This window comes from Enterobacter cloacae complex sp. 309I3 (assembly GCF_050031595.1).
Taxonomy (GTDB): domain Bacteria; phylum Pseudomonadota; class Gammaproteobacteria; order Enterobacterales; family Enterobacteriaceae; genus Enterobacter; species Enterobacter cloacae.
Genome location: NZ_JBLGWI010000001.1, coordinates 3,996,184 through 4,022,541, shown reverse-complemented (window position 1 = coordinate 4,022,541; position 26,358 = coordinate 3,996,184). Strand labels below are relative to the sequence as shown.

The 26,358-nt window shown below is 52.9% G+C and carries 28 protein-coding genes and 1 tRNA gene; 16 read left to right on the top strand and 13 right to left on the bottom strand.

What is annotated here, in order from left to right; all coding sequences use genetic code 11:
• Window positions 1–2 precede the first annotated feature (2 nt).
• On the top strand, window positions 3–1,520 hold the full coding sequence (gene lysS, locus ACQG22_RS19220) for a lysine--tRNA ligase (protein WP_013098608.1): 1,518 nt from the start codon (window positions 3–5) through the stop codon (window positions 1,518–1,520).
• A gap of 47 nt (window positions 1,521–1,567) precedes the next feature.
• Here lysS and idi read toward each other — a convergent pair whose 3' ends face one another.
• Window positions 1,568–2,110 carry an isopentenyl-diphosphate Delta-isomerase gene (idi, locus tag ACQG22_RS19215; protein ID WP_346720807.1) on the bottom strand — a complete coding sequence of 181 codons (543 nt, stop codon included), beginning with the start codon at window positions 2,108–2,110 and terminating at the stop codon, window positions 1,568–1,570.
• Between the two features lie 162 nt (window positions 2,111–2,272).
• Here idi and actS point away from each other — a divergent pair, with 162 nt between their 5' ends.
• Window positions 2,273–3,016: an amidase activator ActS gene (gene actS / locus ACQG22_RS19210; RefSeq protein WP_013098606.1), complete on the top strand. Its 744-nt coding sequence runs from the start codon at window positions 2,273–2,275 to the stop codon at window positions 3,014–3,016.
• 80 nt (window positions 3,017–3,096) lie between these two features.
• Window positions 3,097–3,170: transfer RNA gene (locus ACQG22_RS19205), tRNA-Gly, on the top strand.
• Window positions 3,171–3,302: 132 nt separating this feature from the next.
• On the opposite strand, the gene ACQG22_RS19200 is transcribed toward ACQG22_RS19205, so the two are convergent.
• On the bottom strand, window positions 3,303–4,115 hold the full coding sequence (locus ACQG22_RS19200; RefSeq protein WP_230210013.1) for a LecA/PA-IL family lectin: 813 nt from the start codon (window positions 4,113–4,115) through the stop codon (window positions 3,303–3,305).
• A 533-nt stretch (window positions 4,116–4,648) separates the two neighbouring features.
• On the opposite strand from ACQG22_RS19200, the gene ACQG22_RS19195 reads away from it, so the two are divergent.
• Entirely contained in the window at window positions 4,649–5,278 is a 630-nt protein-coding gene (locus tag ACQG22_RS19195; protein WP_013098589.1) for a helix-turn-helix domain-containing protein, read from the top strand.
• 93 nt (window positions 5,279–5,371) lie between these two features.
• Window positions 5,372–5,986 carry an outer membrane beta-barrel protein gene (locus ACQG22_RS19190; RefSeq protein ID WP_029883162.1) on the top strand — a complete coding sequence of 205 codons (615 nt, stop codon included), beginning with the start codon at window positions 5,372–5,374 and terminating at the stop codon, window positions 5,984–5,986.
• 58 nt (window positions 5,987–6,044) lie between these two features.
• Here the strand turns inward: ACQG22_RS19190 and ACQG22_RS19185 are convergent, their stop codons facing one another.
• Window positions 6,045–6,443 carry a hypothetical protein gene (locus tag ACQG22_RS19185; protein WP_058683456.1) on the bottom strand — a complete coding sequence of 133 codons (399 nt, stop codon included), beginning with the start codon at window positions 6,441–6,443 and terminating at the stop codon, window positions 6,045–6,047.
• A 245-nt stretch (window positions 6,444–6,688) separates the two neighbouring features.
• Between ACQG22_RS19185 and yjdI the strand changes: the two genes are divergently transcribed.
• Both yjdI and ACQG22_RS19175 read left to right on the top strand, forming a co-directional pair.
• Window positions 6,689–6,919, top strand: a complete 231-nt coding sequence (gene yjdI, locus ACQG22_RS19180; RefSeq protein WP_013098586.1) for a 4Fe-4S mono-cluster protein YjdI — start codon at window positions 6,689–6,691, stop codon at window positions 6,917–6,919.
• Window positions 6,920–6,929: 10 nt separating this feature from the next.
• Complete coding sequence (locus ACQG22_RS19175) at window positions 6,930–7,202, top strand: GNAT family N-acetyltransferase (RefSeq protein ID WP_013098585.1); 273 nt, start codon at window positions 6,930–6,932, stop codon at window positions 7,200–7,202.
• A gap of 27 nt (window positions 7,203–7,229) precedes the next feature.
• Here the strand turns inward: ACQG22_RS19175 and ACQG22_RS19170 are convergent, their stop codons facing one another.
• Window positions 7,230–7,841, bottom strand: a complete 612-nt coding sequence (locus tag ACQG22_RS19170; RefSeq protein WP_029883164.1) for a LysE family translocator — start codon at window positions 7,839–7,841, stop codon at window positions 7,230–7,232.
• A 114-nt stretch (window positions 7,842–7,955) separates the two neighbouring features.
• Here ACQG22_RS19170 and ACQG22_RS19165 point away from each other — a divergent pair, with 114 nt between their 5' ends.
• Window positions 7,956–8,408: an Lrp/AsnC family transcriptional regulator gene (locus ACQG22_RS19165; RefSeq protein WP_013098583.1), complete on the top strand. Its 453-nt coding sequence runs from the start codon at window positions 7,956–7,958 to the stop codon at window positions 8,406–8,408.
• A gap of 39 nt (window positions 8,409–8,447) precedes the next feature.
• On the opposite strand, the gene ACQG22_RS19160 is transcribed toward ACQG22_RS19165, so the two are convergent.
• Window positions 8,448–9,677 carry an amino acid permease gene (locus ACQG22_RS19160; protein WP_044157536.1) on the bottom strand — a complete coding sequence of 410 codons (1,230 nt, stop codon included), beginning with the start codon at window positions 9,675–9,677 and terminating at the stop codon, window positions 8,448–8,450.
• 120 nt (window positions 9,678–9,797) lie between these two features.
• Complete coding sequence (locus ACQG22_RS19155; protein WP_029883166.1) at window positions 9,798–10,259, bottom strand: multidrug/biocide efflux PACE transporter; 462 nt, start codon at window positions 10,257–10,259, stop codon at window positions 9,798–9,800.
• A 105-nt stretch (window positions 10,260–10,364) separates the two neighbouring features.
• On the opposite strand from ACQG22_RS19155, the gene ACQG22_RS19150 reads away from it, so the two are divergent.
• The 3 genes from ACQG22_RS19150 to ACQG22_RS19140 all read left to right on the top strand — a co-directional run bounded on the left by ACQG22_RS19150 (window position 10,365) and on the right by ACQG22_RS19140 (window position 13,430).
• On the top strand, window positions 10,365–11,231 hold the full coding sequence (locus tag ACQG22_RS19150) for a LysR family transcriptional regulator (protein ID WP_013098580.1): 867 nt from the start codon (window positions 10,365–10,367) through the stop codon (window positions 11,229–11,231).
• Between the two features lie 93 nt (window positions 11,232–11,324).
• Window positions 11,325–12,503, top strand: a complete 1,179-nt coding sequence (locus ACQG22_RS19145) for an acetyl-CoA C-acetyltransferase (protein WP_023620438.1) — start codon at window positions 11,325–11,327, stop codon at window positions 12,501–12,503.
• A gap of 243 nt (window positions 12,504–12,746) precedes the next feature.
• Window positions 12,747–13,430, top strand: coding sequence for a porin (locus tag ACQG22_RS19140; protein ID WP_194500310.1), 684 nt, complete (start codon window positions 12,747–12,749; stop codon window positions 13,428–13,430).
• A gap of 107 nt (window positions 13,431–13,537) precedes the next feature.
• Here the strand turns inward: ACQG22_RS19140 and ACQG22_RS19135 are convergent, their stop codons facing one another.
• Window positions 13,538–14,713, bottom strand: coding sequence for an oligogalacturonate lyase family protein (locus ACQG22_RS19135; RefSeq protein WP_029883167.1), 1,176 nt, complete (start codon window positions 14,711–14,713; stop codon window positions 13,538–13,540).
• A gap of 298 nt (window positions 14,714–15,011) precedes the next feature.
• Here ACQG22_RS19135 and kduI point away from each other — a divergent pair, with 298 nt between their 5' ends.
• The 3 genes from kduI to araE all read left to right on the top strand — a co-directional run bounded on the left by kduI (window position 15,012) and on the right by araE (window position 18,401).
• Window positions 15,012–15,848: a 5-dehydro-4-deoxy-D-glucuronate isomerase gene (gene kduI / locus ACQG22_RS19130; RefSeq protein WP_062730105.1), complete on the top strand. Its 837-nt coding sequence runs from the start codon at window positions 15,012–15,014 to the stop codon at window positions 15,846–15,848.
• Between the two features lie 63 nt (window positions 15,849–15,911).
• Window positions 15,912–16,673 (top strand): 2-dehydro-3-deoxy-D-gluconate 5-dehydrogenase KduD, encoded by a 762-nt coding sequence (gene kduD / locus ACQG22_RS19125; protein WP_013098575.1) that lies wholly within the window; start codon window positions 15,912–15,914, stop codon window positions 16,671–16,673.
• A 294-nt stretch (window positions 16,674–16,967) separates the two neighbouring features.
• Window positions 16,968–18,401 carry an arabinose-proton symporter AraE gene (gene araE, locus ACQG22_RS19120; protein WP_286012102.1) on the top strand — a complete coding sequence of 478 codons (1,434 nt, stop codon included), beginning with the start codon at window positions 16,968–16,970 and terminating at the stop codon, window positions 18,399–18,401.
• A 69-nt stretch (window positions 18,402–18,470) separates the two neighbouring features.
• Here the strand turns inward: araE and ACQG22_RS19115 are convergent, their stop codons facing one another.
• From ACQG22_RS19115 to ACQG22_RS19100, 4 genes are read right to left on the bottom strand one after another with little or no spacing between them, the layout of a single operon-like run.
• Complete coding sequence (locus tag ACQG22_RS19115; RefSeq protein ID WP_148791271.1) at window positions 18,471–19,757, bottom strand: ABC transporter substrate-binding protein; 1,287 nt, start codon at window positions 19,755–19,757, stop codon at window positions 18,471–18,473.
• Window positions 19,758–19,770: 13 nt separating this feature from the next.
• A complete protein-coding gene (locus ACQG22_RS19110; protein WP_058679598.1) occupies window positions 19,771–20,895 on the bottom strand; it encodes an ABC transporter ATP-binding protein in 1,125 nt (374 codons plus the stop codon).
• 12 nt (window positions 20,896–20,907) lie between these two features.
• Window positions 20,908–21,810 carry a carbohydrate ABC transporter permease gene (locus tag ACQG22_RS19105; RefSeq protein ID WP_023620436.1) on the bottom strand — a complete coding sequence of 301 codons (903 nt, stop codon included), beginning with the start codon at window positions 21,808–21,810 and terminating at the stop codon, window positions 20,908–20,910.
• On the bottom strand, window positions 21,803–22,693 hold the full coding sequence (locus tag ACQG22_RS19100) for a carbohydrate ABC transporter permease (protein WP_013098570.1): 891 nt from the start codon (window positions 22,691–22,693) through the stop codon (window positions 21,803–21,805). The genes ACQG22_RS19105 and ACQG22_RS19100 overlap by 8 nt, the downstream gene beginning before the upstream one ends.
• A 408-nt stretch (window positions 22,694–23,101) precedes the next feature.
• Between ACQG22_RS19100 and wzz(fepE) the strand changes: the two genes are divergently transcribed.
• A complete protein-coding gene (gene wzz(fepE), locus ACQG22_RS19095) occupies window positions 23,102–24,226 on the top strand; it encodes an LPS O-antigen length regulator Wzz(fepE) (protein WP_013098569.1) in 1,125 nt (374 codons plus the stop codon).
• A 40-nt stretch (window positions 24,227–24,266) separates the two neighbouring features.
• Here the strand turns inward: wzz(fepE) and ACQG22_RS19090 are convergent, their stop codons facing one another.
• Window positions 24,267–24,590: a cupin domain-containing protein gene (locus ACQG22_RS19090; RefSeq protein ID WP_013098568.1), complete on the bottom strand. Its 324-nt coding sequence runs from the start codon at window positions 24,588–24,590 to the stop codon at window positions 24,267–24,269.
• 135 nt (window positions 24,591–24,725) lie between these two features.
• Between ACQG22_RS19090 and ACQG22_RS19085 the strand changes: the two genes are divergently transcribed.
• Entirely contained in the window at window positions 24,726–25,418 is a 693-nt protein-coding gene (locus ACQG22_RS19085) for an aspartate/glutamate racemase (RefSeq protein ID WP_369706549.1), read from the top strand.
• Here the strand turns inward: ACQG22_RS19085 and ACQG22_RS19080 are convergent.
• A complete protein-coding gene (locus ACQG22_RS19080) occupies window positions 25,413–26,339 on the bottom strand; it encodes a LysR family transcriptional regulator (protein WP_369706550.1) in 927 nt (308 codons plus the stop codon). The genes ACQG22_RS19085 and ACQG22_RS19080 overlap by 6 nt on opposite strands.
• Window positions 26,340–26,358 lie beyond the last annotated feature (19 nt).

Sequence of the window (26,358 nt, the reverse complement as noted above, 5' to 3'; positions counted from 1 at the left end):
ACATGTCTGAACAACAAGCACAGGGCGCTGACGCGGTAGTCGATCTTAACAACGAACTGAAAACCCGCCGCGAGAAGCTGGCAGCGCTGCGCGAGCAGGGCGTGCCGTTCCCGAACGATTTTCGTCGTGACCACACCTCAGACCAACTGCACGCTGACTTCGACGCTAAAGAAAACGAAGAGCTGGAAGCGCTGAACATCGAAGTGGCCGTTGCGGGCCGTATGATGACCCGTCGTATCATGGGTAAAGCCTCTTTCGTTACCCTGCAGGACGTAGGCGGCCGCATTCAGCTGTACGTTTCCCGTGACGATCTGCCAGAAGGCATCTACAACGAGCAGTTCAAGAAGTGGGACCTGGGCGATATCCTGGGCGCGAAAGGTAAACTGTTCAAAACCAAGACCGGTGAACTGTCTATCCACTGCACCGAACTGCGTCTGTTGACCAAAGCCCTGCGCCCGCTGCCGGACAAATTCCACGGCCTGCAGGATCAGGAAGCGCGCTACCGCCAGCGTTATCTGGACCTCATCTCTAACGATGAGTCCCGCAAAACCTTCAAAATTCGCTCCCAGATCATGGCCGGTATTCGCCAGTTCATGGTTAACCGCGACTTTATGGAAGTGGAAACCCCAATGATGCAGGTGATCCCGGGCGGTGCTTCCGCACGTCCGTTCATCACCCATCACAACGCCCTGGACCTGGACATGTACCTGCGTATCGCGCCGGAACTGTACCTGAAGCGTCTGGTGGTAGGTGGGTTCGATCGCGTGTTCGAAATCAACCGTAACTTCCGTAACGAAGGCATCTCCGTGCGTCATAACCCAGAGTTCACCATGATGGAACTCTATATGGCGTATGCAGATTACAAAGATCTGATCGAGCTGACCGAATCCCTGTTCCGCACCCTGGCGCAGGACATTCTGGGCACCACGCAGGTACCTTATGGTGAAGAAGTGTTCGACTTCGGCAAGCCGTTCGAAAAACTGACCATGCGCGAAGCCATCAAGAAATACCGCCCGGAAACCAACATGGCGGATCTGGATAACTTCGATTCTGCAAAAGCGATCGCTGAAAGCATCGGTATTAAAGTGGAGAAGAGCTGGGGTCTGGGCCGTATCGTGACCGAGATCTTCGAAGAAGTGGCAGAAGCGCACCTGATTCAGCCGACCTTCATCACTGAATACCCGGCTGAAGTGTCCCCGCTGGCGCGTCGTAATGACGAGAACCCGGAGATCACTGACCGCTTTGAATTCTTCATCGGTGGCCGTGAAATCGGCAACGGCTTTAGCGAGCTGAACGATGCAGAAGATCAGGCGCAGCGCTTCCAGGATCAGGTTGACGCAAAAGCGGCAGGCGACGACGAAGCGATGTTCTTCGACGAAGACTACGTGACGGCGCTGGAACACGGCCTGCCACCAACGGCGGGTCTGGGTATTGGTATTGACCGTATGGTAATGCTGTTCACCAACAGCCACACCATCCGCGACGTGATCCTGTTCCCGGCGATGCGTCCGGTTAAATAACGTCTGCAGATCGTAAAAAGCCCCGTGCGATAGTCGCCGGGGCTTTTTTATTTGGCGGCGAAGGCCCGCAGTTTTTCGCGTGCCGCCGTCGCTTCCATCACCATCCAGGGGCTAAAGGCCCACGGTGTGGCATCCAGAGCCTGGAACAACGCCTCCAGATCAACCCATTCGTATGCCATCACTTCATCACTGTTGATCGTCAGTTCATTCGTTATCCTGGCGGCAAAGACCGGGCAAATCTCATTTTCGACGATCCCGGAAGGATCGGTTTCACAGTAGCGAAACTCAGCGGCGACAGGGGTGATCCCGGTAATTTCGGCTCCCACTTCATAGCGGCAGCGGCGCACAATGGCCTGATCAATCGCTTCACCAGATTGCGGATGGCCGCAGACTGAGTTCGTCCAGACGCCCGGCCAGGCTTTTTTGCTTAATGCGCGACGGGTGATAAGACACTCCCCTTTGGCATTGAAGAGCCAGGAAGAGAACGCCAGATGGAGTGGGGTATGGGAGGTATGTGCAGCGTATTTTTCCTGAGTGCCAATCACCATTCCCTGGTCATTTACCAAAATAACGTGTTCTTGAATACTCATTGATGCTCCAGTGCTAACCATGCGGATGGTTCAGCACCACCAGCGATGTCATTATACTGCATTCCGGTACGAACGGTTTGTTCCACAGAGCGGAAAAGGGCTGACCCATATCTGTTTGGGCTGGTATTATAGGGCGCCATTCACGCTGACCGAGGATCTGTTTTGTTTGCAGGAAGCCTGACGAGAAACCCCATCACTGCCGTGTTCTGCCTGATGCTGACGCTATTACTGGCAGGCTGTTCAGGGAGTAAATCTTCGGATATGGGCAGCTATTCCGGCGCGGTCTATACCGTGAAGCGCGGGGATACGCTGTACCGGATTTCGCGTGCGACGGGGACCAGCGTAAAGGAGCTGGCGCGTCTGAATAATATCTCTCCGCCATATACCATCGAAGTGGGGCAGAAGCTGAAGGTTAATGGCGGTTCATCCTCGGGCAAAAAATCTTCGTCGAAAGGCAAAACCGCCAAAGTGACGCCATCCTATGCGGTGCCGCAATCCTCCTGGCCGCCTGTCGGACAGCGCTGCTGGATTTGGCCGGCCAGCGGCAAAGTTGTGTTGCCGTACTCCTTGTCTGAAGGCGGCAATAAGGGCATCGATATTGCCGCCGCGCGCGGTACGCCGGTTTATGCCTCCGGAGCAGGGAAGGTCGTGTATGTGGGCAACCAGCTGCGCGGTTACGGTAATTTGATCATGATTAAGCATGGTGAAGACTACATCACGGCTTATGCGCATAACGACACAATGCTGGTTAATAACGGTCAGAACGTGAAGGCGGGGCAGAAGATCGCCACCATGGGCAGCACGGGGACGGATACGGTGAAGCTGCACTTCCAGATCCGTTATAAGGCCACCGCCATCGACCCGCAGCGTTATCTTCCGGCACAGGGCAGCAAGCCGAAGTGCTAAGTGATTATTTTATCGCCATTTAGTTGTGAAGAGGCTTGTATGAAGAGGCGTAAGGTCTATAATGCTTTACGCACCTCAAAGCGGGCGTAGTTCAATGGTAGAACGAGAGCTTCCCAAGCTCTATACGAGGGTTCGATTCCCTTCGCCCGCTCCAGACCTTTCTTAAAGACTAAATCCTAAGCGACTCTGTTTAAAGCTTTCTGGCTGATTTACTTACTGTAAGCAATTTTGAACATCGCACTGCCAACCAGCATTCTCGCTAAATAGCAGTCCGACGTTTTTGACGTTAACCCTTTATTTTTAGTTCCTTGATACGGAAATCATTTCCCATACTGGCTGACACATGGCTGACTACCGCGAGTTCAGCCTGACTGCCCGTGGCTTTGAATTTTCCACTCAGGGTTACCCATTCATTTGCCTGCTTCAGTTCCAGGGGGGCGGAAATGTCTTTGCCATCTGCACGCAGCGAAACCTTTGGCGCTTCATATTTTCCTATGATGCGCGCAATTTTCACCGTCCAGGTATATTCATGCCCGGCAGTCAGACCTGTCAGCGTCTTTTTGAGGATCTCACCAGCATGGTTTTTATTAGGTCTGGTAATAAACTCGACAGCGCGGGTGCTGGCGTCAACCAGGTAAAGATCGTGCCCGGCAGGTCCGGCCTGCCAGTTATTCCAGTTATCGCGCTCAAAGTTGGTTAAATCTTCAAACGGAGCTGGCGCCGCGACGGAAATATCCGCCTCGCGATACACTTCAACGCTGAATTCACCGGCGTTGTCTTTGTACTGGTCTTTGCCATCGGCAAAAAACAGCGTCAACGTCCCTTCAGCTGGAACCGACCAGCGGTATTTATGATTACCAACCGGATAATTTTCGTTACCAAGGCGTGCCTGAAGCGAAGGATTGCGTAACGTTAGCGTTTCACCCTCTCGGGGAATACGCCCCTGTGGTGCGGTAAGCGCAAAATTTTCACTTCCATTCCTGGCCCAACCACTGGCCAGAATAGTAATTATCTCTCCCGCTTTGAGGGCAACTCCTGTATTTGTCCCTTCGGCATTTTTTGCGTCAACTTTTCCTGACCAGATTAAATTTTCGCTCATGTCTGACTCCTGTGACAGCGTGGCGAAGAATTTCGCCATTGAAAGATAGTCCTTACGAAATGCGTGATTTAAGTCACTCAGTTCTGCTAACCGCCTGATAATTTGAATAAATAAAATCCTGAGAAGCACGAACTTCTCATCATCATTACCCGGTTGTTATCGGCAGGAATGAGAATAGTCAGGTGGTATATACAATTCAAAACGCTAAAAGCTTTATTAAGGGTTGCGATTTTGTAATCAATTAAAAATATTAAAATAATTATCGCTGAATTAGGAATAATCTTAAGAAATAAGAGGGTGAGTGCAGGGTTTTTAAATCGTTTATTCTCCCCATTGTTTACGTTGATATTCATGTAAGCACTTCAGGAAATCGGGCATACTTATCACGTGTCATGCGGGTAAAGTTCAAAAATAAACAAATTATCTTTTTACGTATGCCATACCCTCTGATATACCTTCATTCCCTCATACCAGTCTGAGTGATGGCCGCTGTGGTCTATACTGGCCATTATCGAATACCCAAAGGTGGTGTCATGCATATATTGCCTCCTGTTCGCCCTGAACACTCCATTGAACGCCTGACGGCGGTACTTGAACCCATTGCGGAAAAAGTGAAGCTCGCGCCGCGTAAGCGGATTACCTGGAAACATAAAGGCCGCCAGCAAATGTATCTTTTTCAGGAAGGAGAGCTTTCTTTGCTGCGGGCATCTGACGGGTTGCTGTTAGTTAGCGTTTTTGAGCCTCATCTGTTCGGCATTGCCGAGATGATCCAGCCGACGCAAGGACATATACTACGCGCAGAACGGGAGTCTCTGATTTTGCGTGCTGATGCAGATGAAGCCGCCGCGCGATTTCGTGAACAGGGCGTCTGGGAGGATGTGGCAGCCTTGCTGTCGTACCATACGGCCTATCTCATTTATCGTGATGCCCAGGTTGTGCAGCAGCGCACCTATTCCGTGATTCGCAGCTATCTGCAGGAGATGATATTACTGCCCGATGAGGTGCGGATGCGAACAACTATTCTGGAATATATTCAGGATCGTACGCTTCTTTCCCGCAGCAGTATTCTCAATGTATTATCTGCACTTAAGCAAGGTAAATATATCGCGTTCAAACGTGGCGGATATTTACTGGAGGTAGGGCATTTGCCAGAGTCATTTTAAAATTTAAAAATAAACAGAAAATGATTTCGCGATCGTCGTGTTTGTCGATATCGTTTGCTCACTGAAATATTCAACAGAGTAAACGGGATTTCTATGAAAAAGACACTTGTTGCATTAATTCTGGCTAACGCTTTTACCGCAACGTCTGCATTTGCAGCGGCAGATACAGGCACCTGGTATAGCGGTGCTAAATTCGGCTGGTCACACTATTTTGACGCCAGCACCGGATCGAAAGCGAGCGATAATAATAATGGCTCGAACCAGTATAATATCGATCATGATAATGTCGGTGGTGGGGTATACGCGGGTTATCAGATGACTCCGTGGCTGGCACTGGAAGGCGGTTACGATTATTTAGGCAATATGCAGATCAAAGGCAAACATAGCGCGGGGGCACAAATGAAAAGCCAGGGGCTGCAGATGTCCTTAAAAGCCAGCTATGCCGTGACTGACAGCTGGGATATCTATGGTCGTGCCGGGGCGATGGCCTATCGTGCTGAGTCTGATGTAAGTGGTCACAATCGTTTTGAAACAGGCGTTCGCCCGCTTGCCGCAGTCGGGACGGAGTATGCGTTTAACAAAAATTTAGCGGGCCGTCTGGAATATCAATGGGTAAGCAACGTGGGTAATGCCAACCAGATTGGCGTCAGCAGCGACGTAAGCTCTGTGACTGCAGGTCTGACATGGCGATTTGGACAGCACGATTAATCTTTGCCATCCTTTCCGTTACAAAAGCCCGACTGTTCAGCAGTTGGGCTTTTGGCATTTAACCGGTGACTAAAGGTTGAAGGACAATGTTAATCTTTTGCAGTCCCGTGACGTTTTTATCTTTCAGGTACTGCTGATTAACCATTTCCAGCTGCTCAAGTTTAGTCAGCGAGGCGAAGACCGGCTGAACAGGGCTATCTTCGGTAAAAATATCTTTCGCGGTAGTCTGTTGTAAATAATCTGATTTCAACTGCGCTGTTAAACGATCAATCTGAAATTTGTTTTCCTGATACAGCGCAGCGATATGCGATGCCGGAATTTCTGGCGGTTTTTCTCCGGGTAAAACTAATGGGATCTGCAGATGATGGATTTGTTCAACCTTATCAGGCGCAGAAGCGCTGCAGGCGGTTAATAAACTGAGGCTGAGCAGAGTCAGTAATAATGACCGTTTCTTCATGGGGGACTCGTGTTAAATAAGCAGAGCGGACATTATCGTAAACAACCGATACATCTTCAGATTAAACTTGTTTAATTTTAAATATCCCGGCGGGAATAATCAGCCAGGCTGACGCAGCCACCCCGTCTGCGTCAGTCATGCACGCAGGGGAAACAATCCGGCAAGAAAACGCTATACGTTATAGCCATCAGGATCCCGTAAGGCTATGCTTCATTCAGCACGATAATAATTACAGAGGCAATGTCATGGATAAAGAACTACTGGATGCGGGTTACCGGGCCTATACCGGGGAGAAAATTGACGTCTACTTCAATACCGGGATCTGCAAACACTCCGGTAACTGCGTTCGCGGCAGCGCAAAGCTGTTTAATCTGAAACGTAAACCGTGGATCATTCCTGATGAAGTGGACGTGGAAACCGTTGTACGCGTGATTGATACCTGCCCGAGCGGTGCGCTGCAGTATCGCCAAAAATAAGCGAGGAACCATGGATATTCTGGAAGGCCATAACAAGTTTTATGTAAACGATGCGAACGGCAATCAGGTTGCAGAGATTGTCTTCGTGCCCACAGGTGAGCATCTGAGTATTATTGAGCACACTGATGTCGATCCGAGCCTGAAGGGGCAAGGGGTTGGTAAGCAGCTGGTGGCGAAGGTGGTGGAGAAAATGCGCGGTGAGAATCGCAAAATTATCCCGCTGTGTCCGTTTGCGAAGCATGAGTTTGATAACACGCGGGAATATGACGATATTCGGGCGTAAAACACACCGGCGATGGCCGGTGTTTTTTTATCTCACCTGCTCCAGCAGCAATCCCAGCGCGATCGCCACCATAATCCCCCCTGAGGCCATGCTCACCGCACGTGCCGCCTGCGGACGGGTCGCCAGCACCGCTTTCGAACCATATCCCACCAGCAAATAGACTAGTGTGCAGGTGATAAGATGCATCACACCCAAGGCTGACATCTGCGTGGCAATCGACCAGCTTCCCTTTGGATCGGTAAACTGCGGAAGCAACGCCAGAAACAGTAAGAAGACTTTTGGGTTGAGCCCGCTGATACATAATCCCTTCACCGCCCACTGTTTCCAGTTTCCTGCATGCTGTACGGTGTTTTCCGGCGCAGCAGGATGGCGTAACAGCGTGATGCCGAGCCACAGCAGATAAACCGCCCCCGCAATTGTCAGCCCTGATAATGCCAGTGGATGTTGAGCCATCAACACACCCACGCCCGCCACTACGACCAGCGTGGCGAGCAGATGCCCGGACATCAGCCCCATCACCGCCGGCACTACGCGCCGCCCGTTGATCCCGGCGCTGATCGCATAGGCCCAGTCTGCACCCGGTGTCATGATGAGCAGGAAGGACACCACCCAAAAACCGGCCACAATACTCATTTCCATCGTCTGTGAAACTCCTGTACCTGAATTACCCGGAGAGAAAGAATATCGGTATCGGTACGAAATGAGTTTTCAATGTTATGCTCATAAAACGCTAAAATTGAGAAAATCTTCCATATGGATAGCATCGATCGAAAAATTCTTGCTGAACTGCAGGCTGATGGCCGTTTATCTCTTACGGAGCTGGCGGAGCGGGTGAACCTGAGTCTCTCTCCGTGTCACCGACGCGTACGTGCGCTGGAGCAGAGCGGAGCCATTACGGGGTATCGCGCCAATCTCGATCCCGCCAAAATGGGGTTTAATTTCCTGGCGATTGTGTTTGCCACCCTGAAAGAGGGTGATAAGAAAGCGGTCAGCGCGTTCGAAGAGGCGGTGGAAGAGATCCCGCAAATCGTGCTGGCCCAGCGATTATTTGGCGATCCCGACTACCTGATGCATGTTGTCACCCGCGATCTGTCGGCTTTTCAGAAACTGTATGACGAGAAACTTTCTGCCATGCCAGGCGTACAGCATCTTCGCTCTACGCTGGTGATGAAAACGGTCGTGCAGGACAGACCGTTTCCACTGTAAAAATCAGACGCGCCCGGCAGAAGGCCGGGCACGCGAGGGTTAGCCGACAAACATCACCGACACGCACAGCACGCCAACAATGAGCGTGAGCAGGCTGCCAATGGAGCGATACGGCTTCAGGGCGGGGATCAGGTACGTCGACAGCGTCGGCATGATAAACAGGATCATGGCGATAAGCGGACCGCTGATGGCGTAAATCATCGAAATGGCGTTCGGGTTAATGCAGCAGACCGCAAAGGTGATCAGCGACACGCCCAGAATAGAAATCGCACGGTTAAAGGCGCGGCTCTTCTTCACGCCGACCTGATTCAGCGACGACTTTACGATTTCCGTCGCCCCTTCAATCACCCCAAAATAGGTGCCCAGGAACGATTTCGACATGGCAATAATCGCCACAATAATGCCGGAAATGCCGAGCCAGGCCGGAGAAGAGGGCATCATCGACAGCGCTGACAGGATCGTCACCCCTTGCTCTTTTGCGGTCACAATATAGGACGGCGGAATCGAGAGCAGGCAGCTGAACACAAAGAACAGCACGCTCAGGCAGATGATCAGATACGCCACCTTCATGATTTTCTTGCACTTGTCCATGGCTGCGTCACCGAACTTCTCGCGGCGATCGACGGCAAAGGTGGAGATAATCGGCGTATGGCTAAACGCGAACACCATCACCGGGATTGAGATCCACACCTGATGCAAAGTGTGGCGATCAAACGCCATCTGGCTGGTGAGCAGTGAGGGTTGCCAGCTGCCGGTCAGGTACAGGGAGACAAACAGGAAATAGGCGATCAGCGGAAACACCAGGAAGCCCATCACTTTGATCGTGATATGTCGCCCCATCAGGAAGATAAGATTCAATACCAGCACCACGCCAAAACTGACCAGCACGCGAGTGGCGGTATCCACCGTCATCCTTTTTGCCAGTTGCTCGGTTAATGAATTGGTGATGGCCACGGCGTAAATCTGCACCACCACGAAGAAGGCGACGAAATAGAGCGTGGTGATCAGATTCCCGATTTTCCTGCCGTAGTAGTGGGAGACCGCGCCGGTGATCCCTTCATTGCCTTTCGTTTTTGACGACAGGATAAATTGCGCCAGCGCTTTATGCGGCCAGTAGGTTAATGGGTAGGCCACAAGGGCGGTAATGAACAGGACAATAGCGCCTGCGGAGCCCAGCTGGATGGGCAAGAACAGCGTTCCTGCGCCCACGGCCGTGCCATAGAGAGCGAAACTCCACAGAGTCTCATCTTTTGACCAAATTTTCGACATTAGAGCAACGTATCAACTAGCAAACCATTCAGAATGGAGTGCAATTTACCATAGTTATGCGTTGAGAGCGCAGTTGCTTCGACGGAGTTTGGCCGGACCAGTCGTCCGGCCAGGGGGGAGTTAGCCCGCCAGAGCGCGTCGCTGCTGACGGCGCTTCAGGAATTTCTCACGTAACGTGTCATACGCCCAGTTGTAGAACATGGTGTAGGGCAGGAAGAACAGGAAGAAACCTATTTCCAGCGTGAATGCCTGCACCAGCGTGACGCCAAGAACCGCAGCGACAATCGACACGCCAATCACGATAAACCCACATTCGAACCCCAGGGCATGCAGCGCGCGGACTTTTGCCGTGCGTTTTACGCGCTGGACAGGCCAGAAACGGTCGAAACCGAAGTTATAGATAATGTTCCAGAGCATGGCCGTAGTGGCGAGGATAATGGTCAACCCACCCATCTCCACCACGGAACGCTGCATCAGCCACGCTGCTGTTGGGGCGAGGATCGCCGTGGCAATCCCCTCAAAGCAGACCGCGTGGAAGATCCGCTCCGGCAGTTTACGTTGGAGTGCATCCTGATGTTGCATAGCTTTCGACCTCATTAATTCGCCGGTATGGGCGTTGATGGCGCCTATTTTTATCGCTAAAGGTGATATATTAAAGATGGTATCCATCGATAAAGTAGATAGGTTATGCGCTACTCACCTGAAGCCCTTACCGCGTTTGTTGAAACCGTGGCAGCGGGCTCTTTCTCTGCTGCCGCACGGCGGCTGCGTAAAAGCCAGTCAACAATCAGCACCTCGATTGCCAATCTTGAAGCTGACCTCGGCTTTGATCTGTTCGACCGTTCGGCGCGCCAGCCGGTGTTAACCGCTCAGGGAGAGCAGGTGCTGGGCTATGTCCAGGCGATCCTCGCCGCCAGCACGCGGCTGGACGAACTGGCGGTATCGTTGACCGCGCAAACGGAGGCGCGCCTGACGTTTGTCCTCTCTGATACGCTTAACCCGGACGTGCTGGAAGATCTGATGAACCAGTTTGACCAGCGTTTTCCCCATACGGAATTTGAGTGCCTGATTGGCGAGGAAGAGGATGTCATCGATCTGCTGCAAAAGGAGAGGGCGCAGGTTGGCCTGACGGAGGCGCGTGACGCTTACCCGACCGATATCGGCGTCACCCGGCTGCCGATGCAAACCCGGATGGCGATTTATGTCGCGACCACGCATCCTCTGGCCGGGCAACATGAAGTGCAGGCCGATGAGCTGCACGGCTGGCGGGAACTGCGGCTCAGCACCTACCTTGAGCGTGAGGCAACGCTCGCCCGGGGGCCGGTCTGGTCGGCACCGAATTACCTGTTACTGCTGAGTATGGCGGTGCAGGGATTTGGCTGGTGCGTGTTGCCGTGTGCGCTGGTGGAAGAATTTGCCGCCGCGAAATCGCTGGTGCAGTTGAATGTCCCTGGCTGGCCTCGCGCGATCGGTATTGATTTGCTGTGGAATAAACGATCCCCTCCCGGCGTCGCCGGAAGCTGGCTGCGGCAGTATCTGCAGGACGCACGCTGATCCTTGTGATTAAACTCACTATTTTTAAACAATTAAGATAAATGCCAGTAACAATCCTCTACTATCGTCATGTCCTTTAACGCAGAGGTGGTGATGAAAGATGTCGTTATAGTGGGTGCGTTGCGTACAGCTATCGGCTGTTTTCAGGGAGCGCTGGCGCGTCACTCGGCTGTTGAACTGGGTAGCGTAGTGGTTAAAGCGCTGGTGGAGCGCAGCGGGATCCCGGCACATGAAGTCGATGAGGTGATCCTCGGACAGGTCCTGACGGCCGGCGCCGGGCAAAACCCTGCCCGTCAGGCGGCGCTAAAAGGCGGCCTGCCCAACACCGTCTCGGCAATCACCATCAACGACGTCTGTGGCTCAGGGTTAAAGGCGCTGCATCTTGCCACGCAGGCCATCCAGTGTGGTGAAGCGGATGTGGTCATTGCCGGTGGGCAGGAGAACATGAGCCGCGCGCCGCATGTCCTCACCGACAGCCGCACCGGCGCGCAGCTGGGTAACAGCCAGTTGCTCGACAGCCTGGTGCATGACGGGCTGTGGGACGCGTTTAATGATTATCATATGGGCGTGACGGCGGAAAACCTGGCGCGTGAGTACGGTATAAGCCGTGAGCTGCAGGATGCTTACGCGTTGAGCTCGCAGCAGAAAGCGCGTGCCGCGATTGATTCCGGGCGTTTTCGCGATGAAATTGTCCCGGTGTGCACCCAGCGTCAGAACGGTCAGACGATTGTCGTCGACACCGATGAGCAGCCGCGAACCGATGCCAGCGCAGAAGGGCTGGCCATGCTCAATCCTGCTTTTGAAACGCAAGGGTCGGTCACGGCGGGAAATGCCTCTTCGATTAACGACGGTGCGGCGGCGGTGATGATGATGAGCGAAAGCAAAGCGCAGGAACTGGATCTCCCCGTGCTGGCCCGGATTAAGGCGTTTGCCAGCGTGGGGGTTGATCCGGCATTAATGGGGATCGCGCCGGTGTATGCGACCCGCCGCTGCCTGGATCGCGCGGGCTGGCAGCTTTCCGATGTGGATCTGATTGAAGTCAACGAGGCCTTTGCCGCGCAGGCGATCTCAGTGGGCAAAATGCTGGAGTGGGATCCGCTGCGGGTGAATGTCAACGGCGGTGCGATTGCGCTCGGTCATCCCATCGGTGCTTCCGGCTGCCGCATTCTGGTATCGCTGGTTCACGAGATGAAAAAGCGTAACGCCCGTAAAGGCATTGCCACGCTCTGTATCGGCGGTGGGCAAGGAGTAGCGCTGGCTATCGAACGTTAATCCCTTCCTTCATAAAAAAACCTCCCGATGGGAGGTTTTTTTATGCGCGTTATTCCTGCCTGACGTGATCTCCCTCCATTAATTTCGCCTAAATCCCACTTGTTTGTTGACGTGTATCACGCCGATTTGTACCGAAAAAAATGAAACAAATAATTACGATCTTGCTCACTAAAATAGCATTTATTAAAAAATAAACTGCCATTTCATAAAAATGAAACGTTATTTTAATTGAGGGTTTTTGTCATGTTTAACAAATCTCTGGTTGTAGCTTCTCTTATTGGTACTTCTTTCGCCGCGCAGGCGGTGACCGTCGATCTGCGTCATGAATACATCGACAACGGCGCAAATGCAGACCGTGTTTCAGTCTCGCATCGCTTTGCGAATGGCGTCGGTTTTTCTGTAGAAGCGAAATGGAAATCGGGTGGCGATAAGGCCGACCAGCCGTTTGCGGATGTGGTGGGTAACGGTCATGAAGATCAAATTAGCTGGCGCTGGAAAGCGACAGAGAATATTGCGCTGACTCCCGCGTTCACGCTTGAGAGTAACGACAGCCGTACCATTTATAAACCGAACCTGCACATGCAATACAGTTTCGATAATGGCTTTTACGTGGCCGCGCGTTACCGTTATGAATATACCCGTTATCCGTCGAGCTCTAATAAAGACGATGACAAAGTTAACCGTGGTGATGCCTGGGTCGGCTGGGTCATGGGAGACTGGCGTACCGAACTGAATTATGTTTATGCAAAAAGTACGGAAGGGATGGTCCGTAATAATAATAAAGATTATTCCACCGAATATAACGCGAAGCTGGCGTATAAATGGGATAAAAACTGGGCGCCGTATGTTGAGGTGGGTAACGTGGGTGTGAAAGAGAGCGATGAACGTCAGACCCGCTTCCGTTTAGGCGTGGCGTATTCCTTCTGATATTTCCCTCCAGGCCCGGTGAGCGCAGCGTCACCGGGCAAAACGTTCAGAGCAAAAAAAGCCCTCCGTAAGGAGGGCAAGGCCAGTTACAGAAACACATTTTTAAATCATGCAGACAACATATCCGGTTGCGCGGGGAGTTTCGCAATATAGAGGGCAGGTTTACCGTCTTTATCGGAACTGAATAGCACCGCTTTCTCGTCCGGTGTAAAGGAGGGATGCGGATGGGTGACCTGGCGGCTATTTTCTACCGTCGCCCAGGAGGTGTCATGACGGGCGATGCGATAGTAGCGCTTTTTGGCCACGTCAAAGGCGTAGAGATAGGGATCGTTATCGATGGTGTAACCGTGGGTGTCTTTCACATCCACCGGTGTGCCGGAACCGTCGCCCACCAGTAACGTGCCGTCGAAATTACTCATCAAATGTGAACAGGATGGCATCTGCATTATCGTCTCATTCACGCCGGTTTGTGGATCGAAGCGGCAGATGGAACGACCCTGCTGGCCTTTCAGATACGAGACGTATACCAGCGCGGAGCCATCCGGGACCCAGAATTCGTGGGTACAGCTTTCACCTTGTGCATGCGTTTTGACTTTACGTATGTCGGTGCCATCTTCGTTGACCAGCCACATCCGGGCATCGACCAGATCGTGTGGTCCCTCGTGACAAAACGCCACCGTATGGTCATCAAACGGACGATAGATAGGATGCCCCAGCCACTTCTTCTCTTCATGAATGATTGAGCTCTCGCCGGTTTTCAGATCCACGCGCAGCAGCCGGCAGTGTGGCCCTTTATGGAAGAAGTCGTGGAAAATTTGCCAGTCGTTCAGCGGTGTCCAGTCGCGTTTCGCAATTTCAATGCCCACAAGGCTGGTGCAGTCGCTGTTCGCCACCCAGGTGCCGTAACCGACCCAGTCATCCGGGACGCGGTATACTTCACGCTCTGCCCGTGTCTCAAGAGAGACCTCCATAAGCGTGCGATCGTTCTTCACATAGTAGAAGGCGCGATCGTCCGGGGAGAGAAATCCGCCAAAGGTGTTATCGCCTGCGCCCTCCGTCAGCTGTACGGCTTCGGCGTTCTGCAGATCCAGCAGGTAATAGTTCCAGTGACCATCGAACGCTCCGGCGAACAGCAGATGACTGCCGTCATTAAAGAAGCACTTCTGGTAAAAGTAGTTGCGATGACAGGTTACTTCAGGCGGGGTCAGACGCGTGACTTCGACGCCTGTATCCGGATCCCGGCCGATCTCGTAGTTCAGCTTGACCCGCATACCTTTAGCCATAATGCGCTCCTTTCGGCAATAAAATAAGATTAAAAAGTAGGTGTTAAATTATCAAAACACTGTTTTATTAAGTGTGACTTATCGCGCAGTTTGTCAGTTTGAGGGAGATGAAGCGGCGAATCCTGACGCTTCCGTGATCGGAACACCATTTCTGGTATAAAGAATCACAAAAAATGAAACGATGTTTTAAATGTAATTGAAAACCCCATTATGGGCGTTTACACTGTGCTTATCCTTAAAACGGAACGTCGTTTCGTTAATTTTCTGCCTTCGGGCACGATCCATTCTGGAGGTTATCGTGGACGTCAGACAAAGCATCCACAGCGCGCACGCCAAAACCCTCGACACGCAGGGGCTGCGCAGTGAATTTTTAGTTGAGCAGGTGTTCGAAGCCGATCGCTACACCATGGTCTACAGCCACATTGACCGCATTATTGTGGGTGGAATTATGCCGGTGACCAAAACTGTCTCCGTGGGTGGGGAAGTGGGTAAGCAGCTCGGCGTGAGCTATTTCCTGGAACGGCGTGAACTGGGCGTGATTAACATTGGCGGGCCGGGCACCATTACGGTTGACGGCCAGTGCTACGAAATTGGTCACCGCGACGCGCTGTATGTCGGCAAGGGCGCGAAAGAGGTGGTCTTTGCCAGCGCCGATGGCAGCACGCCAGCGAAGTTTTACTACAACTGCGCCCCGGCTCACACCACCTGTCCTACCAAAAAAGTTACCCCGGCAGACGTAGCCCCGGTGACGCTGGGCGATAACCTCACCAGCAACCGTCGTACCATCAACAAATACTTCGTTCCGGATGTGCTGGAGACCTGCCAGCTCAGCATGGGGCTGACCGAGCTGGCGCCGGGCAACCTGTGGAATACCATGCCGTGCCATACCCACGAGCGCCGCATGGAGGTCTATTTCTACTTCAACATGGATGAGGATGCCTGCGTATTCCACATGATGGGTCAACCGCAGGAAACACGCCATATCGTGATGCATAACGAGCAGGCGGTTATCTCTCCAAGCTGGTCAATTCACTCCGGTGTGGGGACGAAGGCGTATACCTTCATCTGGGGTATGGTCGGTGAAAACCAGGTCTTTGATGACATGGACCACGTCGCGGTAAAAGATCTGCGCTAGTCGCGGGCAGTTAAGTATAAATCTGCCTGTTGCTGACAGGCATCGAAAGAGTAAGGAACAAACATGATTCTGGATGCATTCTCTCTGCAAGGTAAAGTGGCTGTGGTTTCCGGTTGTGACACCGGTCTGGGCCAGGGCATGGCGTTGGGGCTGGCAGAAGCGGGCTGCGATATCGTGGGCATCAACATCGTCGAGCCTACGGAAACCATCGAGCGCGTGACCGCGCTGGGCCGCCGTTTCCTGAGCCTGACCGCGGATCTGCGTAAAATCGACGCCATTCCTGACCTGCTGGATCGCGCCGTGGCGGAATTCGGTCATATCGATATTCTGGTCAATAATGCCGGGCTGATCCGCCGTGAAGACGCGATTAACTTCAGCGAGCGCGACTGGGACGACGTGATGAACCTGAATATCAAAAGCGTGTTCTTTATGTCTCAGGCGGCGGCGAAACACTTCATCGCTCAGGGGAATGGCGGCAAGATTATCAATATCGCCTCCATGCTCTCCTTCCAGGGGGGCATCCGGGTGCCGTCTTACACCGCGTCAAAAAGCGCAGTGATGGGGGTCACCCGTCTGTTGGCGAACGAATGGGCGAAGCACAATATCAACGTTAACGCCATTGCCCCGGGCTACATGGCGACCAACAACACCCAGCAGCTGCGTGCGGACGAGCAGCGTAGCGCGGAAATCCTTGACCGAATCCCGGCAGGGCGTTGGGGGCTGCCGGACGATCTGAAAGGACCTGTGGTGTTCCTGGCATCGAAGGCGTCGGACTACATCAACGGTTATACCGTAGCGGTTGATGGCGGCTGGCTGGCGCGTTAATTCGCGCTGACGAAAGAGCCTCTGCCTGCGGGTGGAGGTTTTTTTTGCTCAAAAATTGTCATTATCCATATCGACAAAGATGAAAAATCCATACTAAAAAATCATAAATGACGCGCATCACAGTTTTATTACTTAAATATTAATCAATTAGTAAAAAATGGCGATATTTCACCGTGAGTTGAAATTGTAATGTCCATCACAGATCGCCATGCCATAGCGAAATAATCCATATCTTCGCGAATTCCGGCCTGACACTTTTCTTCGCTATCTCGTAATTTCACTTAACGAATTTCTCTGTTCAGGCAGGAAACTATGACATCTATAAATGACTCTACCCTCATGCCCGCGGCGCTGCGCGATACTCGCCGCATGAACCAGTTTGTCTCCATTGCGGCGGCAGTGGCTGGCTTGTTATTTGGACTGGATATCGGCGTCATTGCTGGCGCATTACCGTTTATTACCGATCACTTTACGCTGAGCAGTCGCCTGCAGGAGTGGGTGGTGAGCAGCATGATGCTTGGCGCGGCCATCGGCGCGCTATTCAACGGCTGGCTCTCGTTCCGTCTCGGGCGCAAATATAGCCTGATGGTCGGGGCAATTCTGTTTGTGGCAGGCTCCATTGGCTCTGCGTTCGCCACCAACGTGGAAGTGCTGCTGCTCTCCCGCGTCCTGCTGGGCGTGGCGGTCGGGATTGCCTCCTACACCGCGCCGCTGTATCTCTCGGAGATGGCGAGCGAGAACGTGCGCGGCAAGATGATCAGTATGTACCAGCTGATGGTCACGTTGGGTATCGTACTGGCGTTTCTGTCAGATACTTACTTCAGCTACAGCGGTAACTGGCGCGCCATGCTGGGCGTGCTGGCGCTGCCCGCGCTGTTGCTGATTGTGCTGGTGATTTTCCTGCCGAACAGCCCGCGCTGGCTGGCGCAGAAAGGTCGTCACGTGGAAGCGGAAGAGGTGCTGCGCATGCTGCGTGATACCTCAGAGAAAGCGCGTGAAGAGCTGAACGAGATCCGCGAAAGCCTGAAGCTGAAGCAGGGCGGCTGGTCGCTGTTTAAAGCCAACCGCAACGTGCGTCGCGCGGTGTTCCTTGGCATGCTGCTGCAGGCGATGCAGCAGTTCACCGGGATGAACATCATCATGTATTACGCGCCGCGTATCTTCAAAATGGCCGGATTCACCACCACTGAACAGCAGATGATTGCAACGCTGGTGGTCGGGCTGACCTTTATGTTTGCCACGTTTATCGCGGTATTTACCGTGGATAAAGCCGGTCGTAAACCGGCGCTGAAGATTGGCTTTAGCGTAATGGCGCTCGGTACGCTGATCCTCGGTTACTGTCTGATGCAGTTTGATAATGGCACCGCCTCGAGCGGTCTCTCCTGGCTCTCTGTCGGGATGACCATGATGTGTATCGCCGGATATGCCATGAGCGCCGCACCGGTGGTGTGGATCCTGTGCTCTGAAATTCAGCCGCTGAAGTGCCGCGACTTTGGCATCACCTGTTCCACAACCACCAACTGGGTGTCGAACATGATCATCGGCGCAACCTTCCTGACGCTGCTGGATGCCATTGGCGCAGCAGGGACGTTCTGGCTCTACACGGTACTGAACGTGGTGTTTATCGGGGTGACCTTCTGGCTGATTCCTGAAACCAAAGGCGTGACGCTGGAGCATATTGAACGCAAGCTGATGAGCGGGGAGAAATTACGTAATATTGGCGTGTAATGTTATTGCCCGGTGGCGCTTCGCTTACCGGGCCTACAATACCTTGTCGGCCCGGTAAGGCGTCGACTTTTAACGCATCGCCCGCTTCAAAATACGCTCAGCCTGACGCTGGAAATCTGCAGCGGTCTCTTCCACCGATTTCTGACCATAGTCGATATACTGCAGCGAGGTGCCGAACTGCGCCACAATCTGCGGATCGTCAAAGTAAGGGGACACGCTGAGTTTTGCAGGCAGCGACTGCGCCAGACGCAGGCCTGCAACCGACGGGTCGTTTTCTTTAATGGTACCGGCTTCAGTCAGGTACTGAACCGCCACTTTGCTCAGCGGTACGCCACGCTCCAGGCCCAGCGTCTCCACGCCCTCTTTACTGTTCAGCAGGAAGTTAATCAGCTTTGCCGCCGCTTCCGGGTTTTTGGTCGATTTACCGATCGACAGCATCTGTGCCGGTTTGAAGAACAGGCCCGCATCCGTGGCACCCGGCAGCATCGGGTAACTGCCCAGCACCAGTTTTGCCGGTGGCTTGAGGTTATCGGAGTATTTATTGATGGTGGAGTTCCACATATAGGTGCCGCCCCATTCCCCCTGGATCCACGGCTTCATCTCATACATGTTGCTCTTGCCAAACGACGCATAGTATTTGGTGTCCGGCATCACATGGCTATCAATCAGTTTTTTGTAGGTCTGGAAGAACTCCACCCATTGCGCCTTGCTGTAGGTGAATTTTTTGGTTTTCTCGTCCACGGCAGGGATGTTGTATTTCTGAACCATGTAAGAATTCAGCAGCGCCAGCGTGTCCTGGTGTTCCAGTATGACAGGATAATACTGCTTGCCGAGCTTGCTTTCGAAGGTTTTACCGGCGGCCATCAGTTCGTCCCAGGTTTTTGGGTACTTGATGCCCGCTTTTTTCCACGTTTCGTCGTTAAAGTAGAAGACGCGCGCGGTCACGGAGATTGGGATCCCGTTCAGCTTGCCGTTGACCGTTGTGGACTGGAGCTCTTTGGCATCAAACTGGCTTAGATCTATCACGTCCTTCATTTTGTTCAGATCGTAAAAGCCGTCGCCGGTTTTCGAGAAGATCGGCAGCCAGTTCCAGTTGGTTTGCATCACATCCGGCTCTGTGCCGCCTGCGATCTGGGTGGTCAGACGGGAAAGATGGCCGTCCCAGCCGGTGTATTCCGCCTTAACGTTAATGTCCGGGTTCTGTTTATGGAACTCTTCTAACGCTTTCAGCGTCACCTGGTGACGGCCATTACCGCCCCACCAGGACATACGTAAATCGGTATTTTGCGCCATCGATGGCAAAGCAGTAAGGCCCAGGGTCGCGGAGATTGCTGCGCTTAAAAGCACATTTTTCATTTTTCTTGCTCCATCAGAGAGAGAGGTTCAGTTCAGTTTTTGCGTCAAAAATATGGCACTTATTCATGTCGAAGCGGAAATAGACTTTGCGGTTAAGCCCTTTAGCGATCATCGGCTTAGCCTCTTCCGAAGGGATTCTGGCGGTCAGTTCGTTGTCTGCTACCTTGAGGTACACAAAGAATTCGTGGCCCATGTTCTCCACGCGCACCATTTCGCCGCTGCACCCATCCGGGAAAGGCGAGTCTGAGATCGACACAAATTCCGGACGCACGCCGTAGAACACGTCCTGACCGGCGTAAGCAGCGACTTTTTCCTGCGTTTGCGCATTGAGCGGCATGGTTTCATTGCCGAGGGTGATGTGCAGTTGCCCGGCTTTTTCCACCAACTGGCTTTTACGAATGTTCATCTCCGGTGCACCGATGAATCCTGCGACGAACATGTTGTTGGGCTTGTGGTAAAGATTATCCGGGGTATCGACCTGCATGATGTGGCCCAGCTTCATTACACAGATACGGTCGCCCATGGTCATCGCTTCGGTCTGGTCATGCGTGACGTAGACGGTGGTGGCCGGTTTACCGGACTGCTTCAGCTGCTTATGCAGATCTGAAATACGAATACGCATCGAGGCACGGAGCTTGGCATCAAGGTTTGACAGCGGTTCGTCAAAGAGAAACACGTCCGGCTTTTTCACAATCGCGCGGCCAACCGCGACGCGCTGGGCCTGTCCACCGGAAAGCTGACGCGGCAGGCGGTCAAGCAGCGACTCCAGCTCCAGGATTTTGGCCGCTTCGTTTACCTGCGACTCAATTTGCTCTTTCGGCAGTTTGCTCAGCTTCAGACCAAAGGCCAGATTTTCGCGCACCGTCATGTGCGGGTAGAGCGCGTAGTTCTGGAACACCATCGCAATGCCGCGCTCCTTCGGTGCGAGGTTGTTCACGATCTTATCGCCGATCCGCACTTCACCGCCGCTGATGGTTTCCAGCCCCGCCAGCATGCGAAGGGTGGTGGACTTGGCACAGCCGGATGGACCGACGATCACCATAAACTCCCCCTCGGCGATCTTCAGGTCGATAGCATGTACGGCTTTGAAGCCGTTGGAGTAAACCTTTTCCAGTTTATTGAAGACAACTTCAGCCATGATATTTCCCTCTTAACCTTTAATTCCGCTGCTGGAGACGCCCTGCACGAAGTAGCGTTGGGCCAGGAAGAACACAATGATGGATGGCAGAATGGAGATGCTCGCCATCGCCAGAATTTCGTTCCACGGCGCACCTTCGGTAACGTCGATGGACATTTTCAGCGCTAATGCAATCGGGTATTTATCCACGCTGTAGACGTAAATCAGCGGCCCGATAAAGTCATTCATTGACCACATGAACTGGAACAGGGCGACGGAGATAATGGCCGGTTTCAGGATCGGCACCACCACGTACCACAGCACCTGAAGGGAGTTACAGCCGTCGATTTGCGCCGCCTCTTCCATGTCACGCGGCACGCCGCGCAGGAACTGGATCAGCATAAAGACGAAGAACCCCTGCGTGGCGAAGGCCAGCGGCAGGTACAGCGGCATGTAGCTGTTCAACATGCCCATTTCACGGAACATCAGGTACTGCGGAATCAACAGCACGGTGCTGGGCAGCAGCATGGTAGTGATGAGCGTGGCGAACCAGAATTTTTTCCACGGGATCTCAAAGCGGGCAAAACCATACGCCACAATGGTGGAGGAGATAATGGTCAGGATCACTTTGGGGATCACATACTTAAAGGTGTTCAGCATGTAATGGCCGAAGGTGTACTCGGTCCCGGTCTTCCAGCCGTTGATAAACCCGTCCCAGGTGGCATGCGCCGGCCACAGGCTCAGGGTAGTGAAGATCTCGTGGTTCGGTTTGAACGACGCTGAGAACATCCACACCAGCGGGTAGAGCATCAGCAGGCCGACAAACAGCAGGATCGTATAGCGAACGGTGGCGTTGATTTTCTCTCTGCGCTGCGTACGGGCAACCTCGCGTTCGGCGACGCTTCTTGCCGCGGAAAGGTGTTGAATATCAGCCATTTTTGCCTCCTTTATCGGCGGAGTAGAACACCCAGTATTTCGACGACTTAAAGGCGATACCGGCAAAGACGGCCACCACCAGGAACAGGATCCACGCCAGCGCCGCGCCATAACCCATATCGAAATATTTGAACGCCGTGTCGTAGATGTAGAGCGAGAACAGATAGGTCGAGTAGGTTGGCCCGCCGCCGGTAATGACGTACGGCCCGGTAAATTCCTGGAATGCCTGAGTGGTTTGCATGATGAAGTTGAAGAAAATCACCGGCGTAATCAGCGGCACGGTCACTTTCATGAACATTTGCCATCTGGACGCGCCGTCGATCATTGCCGCTTCATACTGAGACTGCGGAACGTTTTGCAGCGCCGCCAGGAAGATGACCATCGCGGAGCCGAACTGCCAGACGCGCAGCAGGGTCACGGACATCAGCGCCAGAGAGGGCTCACCCAGCCAGTTCACCGGGTCGAAGCCAAATACGCCAATAAAGCTGTTCAGCAGACCATCTATCGCAAATAAGGCGCGCCACAACACAGCAATCGCCACGGAGCTGCCGAGGATCGACGGAATATAGTAAGCGGTACGGAAAAAGCCGATCCCGCGTAATTTGAAGTTGAGAACAAACGCAATCCCTAATGCAAACGCGAGCTTCAGCGGAATGGTCAAAAATACATACGCGAACGTGACACCCATTGATGTCCAGAAGAGCGTGTCTTCAGTAAACATATAGCGATAGTTTTCGATACCGTTAAACACCGGTGGGCTCATCAAATCGTAATCCGTAAAACTGAGGAAAAACGATGAGACGAAGGGGAAAGCCGTAAAGAGTATCAACCCAATAATGTAGGGTGATATCCATGCGAGCCCCAGCAGCTTGTTTTCATTCATACAGACCTACCTGGCAATCAGTGGGTGAAATGACGGTATGAGTTTCATGACATCCGAACCGTAGTTTTCGAATAATAAAACAGTGTTTTATTTTATATTATGGCTATTTTTTCCCGCGTCATTCGCTTAATGATGGAAATGTGATCAGCATCGAAACGCTGTTTCAATAAAGTGAGGAGGGTGGCATTTTGCCGCTATTTCTGGCGATCAAGGCAGGTCTTGCATGTAAGCAGAAAGAAAAGCGGATGATTAATAACAATAATACCGGAAAGGTACTAACTACCAACTTTGATAGCCAGTACACAGATAGATCAATATCGCGTTCAGATTATTCTTACTTTCTTGTATCATCGGACCACTTGAACTCACGAGGCAGAAATTACCTGCACTCTTAACAGAAGAACGTCTATGTCAGCGATGGATTTCAAAAAAAACACGGACCTCGATTTTCCTTCTTATGCCACCCCGGCTGTCAGCACTAAAGAAATCGACCTTTTGGGGCTGTTAGACATCCTGCTTGCCGCCAAAAAACGCATCATCGCAATTGCGTTCGCGTTTGCGCTGGCCGGACTGGCGATTGCCTTTTTACTGCCGCAGAAATGGACCAGTAAAGCGGTGATCACGCCTGCCGAACAGACGCAGTGGAACCCGCTGCGCCAGATGATGGTGGCACTACAGGTTCTGGATGTGGACGTAAAAGTGTCCCGTGATGAAGTGTTTGGACTGTTTATCAAAAAGTTTCAGTCGCAGTCATTGCTTGAAGAGTATATGAAATCCTCCCCTTACGTTATGTCACAGCTTGAGGGGACAAACGTGGATCCGCTGGAGCTGCATCGTGCGGTGGTCAATATCTCTGAGAAGATGAAAGCGATTGATAACACTCAGGTAAAAGACGCAGATAAAGCGCCTTACGTCTCCTGGACGCTCAGCTTCACCGCCCCCACGGCGGGAGATGCGCAAACCGTTCTGGAAGGGTATATCAAGTATATTGCCGCGATTGTCGAGCAAGAGATCATGCTGAATATCCGTAACCAGCTCGCCCTGAAAACGAAGGTGGTAGAGCAGCAGCTGGATCTGGATCGGGTGCGTCTGACCAATATTCACAACACCAATCTGCAGCGTCTTAACTATTCGCTGGAAGTGGCTAACGCGGCGGGTATTAAGAAACCTGTCTACAGCAACGGACAGGCCGTAAAAGACGATCCGGATTACTCCGTTGCCCTGGGCGCTGACGGTATCGCGCAGAAATTGCAGATTGAGAAAAATCTTAAGGATGTGTCTGAGCTGAATGCAGACTTCCAGAACCGTGAATATTATCTGGCGCAGCTGAAAAAACTCTCCGTTGAAGACGTTAAACTGGAACCCTTCAAGTATCAGCTTTCACCTTCCATGCCGGTGAAAAAAGATGGCCCGGGGAAAGCGCTGATTGTCATGCTGGCGGGGATTCTGGGTGGGCTGTTCGCCTGCGGTAGCGTACTGCTTCGTGAAGCGATGCTTAGCCGTAACCCGCTGCCAGAGCCGGTAGCGGAATAACTGACGCAGAGAGAAAGGGCGCTGAAATCAGCGCCCTTTTTTATTGCAAAAAATCTTCCCGTACGGGGGTAAAGGTATCCAGCAGGGTGCCGGGTTGAAGACATACGCAGCCGTGCATGACATGCGGCGCTTTGTAGAGCGTATCGCCGGCCCTGACAATATGCTTCTCTTCACCAATGGTGAATTCGAACTCACCGGACAGCACATAGGTTAGCTGTTCATGCGGATGGCTATGCATCGGGCCAATAGCGCCCTGGGCGAAATTCACTTCAACCGCCATCATCTTACCGCTGTGGGCCAGGATCCGACGGGTTACGCCGTTACCCAGATCGTCAAGCGTGGTCTCGTTGTGGAAAATAAACATGCCTTCCCTCATTATAAAATGAAATATTGTTTCATTTAATTTACATCACCTCTTTTTAAAAAGAAACGGCGCGACAAAGAACTGGAAACGCGATCACAAGTTTGCTTCACTGAGATAAACAGAGAAGGAGGGATAATGAAAACAATCGGCCTGCTGGGTGGCATGAGCTGGGAATCGACCATTCCCTACTATCGTTTAATTAATGAAGGGGTGAAGCAGCGCCTCGGGGGACTGCATTCTGCCAGTTTGCTGCTGCACAGCGTGGACTTCCATGAGATTGAAGCGTGCCAGTCGAGCGGTGAATGGGACAAAGCCGGAGAGATACTGGCGCAGGCGGCACTCGGGCTTCAGCGTGCCGGTGCCGAAGGGATTTTGCTCTGTACCAACACGATGCATAAAGTTGCTTCGCACATTGAAGCGCGTTGCCCGCTGCCGTTTTTGCATATTGCGGATGCGACCGGGCGCGCGATTGGCGCGGCGGGGATGCGTCGCGTGGCGCTACTGGGAACGCGCTACACCATGGAGCAGGATTTTTACCGTGGCCGGTTGAGCAGTGAGTTCGGTATCGAAAGCCTGATCCCGGATGACGCCGACCGGGTGCGCATTAATAAGATTATTTTTGATGAGCTTTGCCTCGGCACCTTCAGTGAGTCTTCCCGGACGTATTACGTCAGCGTGATTGAACAACTTGCCCGGCAGGGGGCTGAAGGGGTGATCTTCGGCTGTACCGAGATCGGCCTGCTGGTACCGGCTGAGCGAAGCCCGATCCCGGTATTCGACACTGCCGCCATTCACGCTGCTGATGCGGTGGAGTTTATGCTGTCATAACGGATTTTGCAGATCAGGTAAGCGAAGCGCCACCTGACGCGCATGCTCAATCAAATGCCCGGTAAAGGCGTCAACCAGTGCCGACGCCGGGCGATGCAGGGGGCGGATCAGGCTGACGGTAAACGGGACGGAGAGGCTAAACGGGCGAATCACAATCTCGCTCCCGGCGAAGTCCAGCGCTGTAAGCGGGTTAACCACGGCTACGCCTACCCCGGCACGTACCATTGCGCATATTGAGGCCGCGCTGTGTGTTTCCACCACCATCCGGCGTTTTACCTGATGTTCGGCAAACAGCGTGTCCAGCAGTTGTCGGTAGCTGTCGGTCTGCGACAGGCTAATGTAATTTTCCCCGTGGAAATCAGCGGGGGTCAGCATTGCTTTACTGGCAAGCCGGTGCCCGGCAGGAAGCACGCAAACCTCATCCAGCGTGAGCAGTTCCGTGCGCTCCGTACCTGCAGGGGTGGTGAGGGTTTCGGTTAACCCCAGGTCGTGACGCTGCGCTGAAAGCCACTCTTCCAGCAGCGGAGATTCCTGCGGCACGATAGTGAGACTGACCTCCGGATAGCGGGCCAGAAAAGGCTGCAGCAGCGTCGGTAAAAAGGATTGTGAAAAGACGGGCAGGCAGACAATCGACAGTTCGCCCTGACGAAACTCGCGCAGGCTTTCCGCCGCACTGACAATTCTGTCCAGCCCATACCACGAGCGCTGCACTTCCTCGAACAGACGCAGCCCTTGTACCGTTGGGTGCAGCCGGCCCCGGGTGCGTTCAAACAGTTTCAGTCCCAGCACTTTCTCGAACCGTGCCAGCTCGCGGCTTACCGTAGGCTGCGAGGTGTGCAGCATCTGCGCGGCTTCGGTGAGGTTGCCGGCGGTCATCACGGCGTGAAAAATCTCAATATGGCGTAAGTTGACGGCGGGCATAGGGCACCTGAAAGCGAAG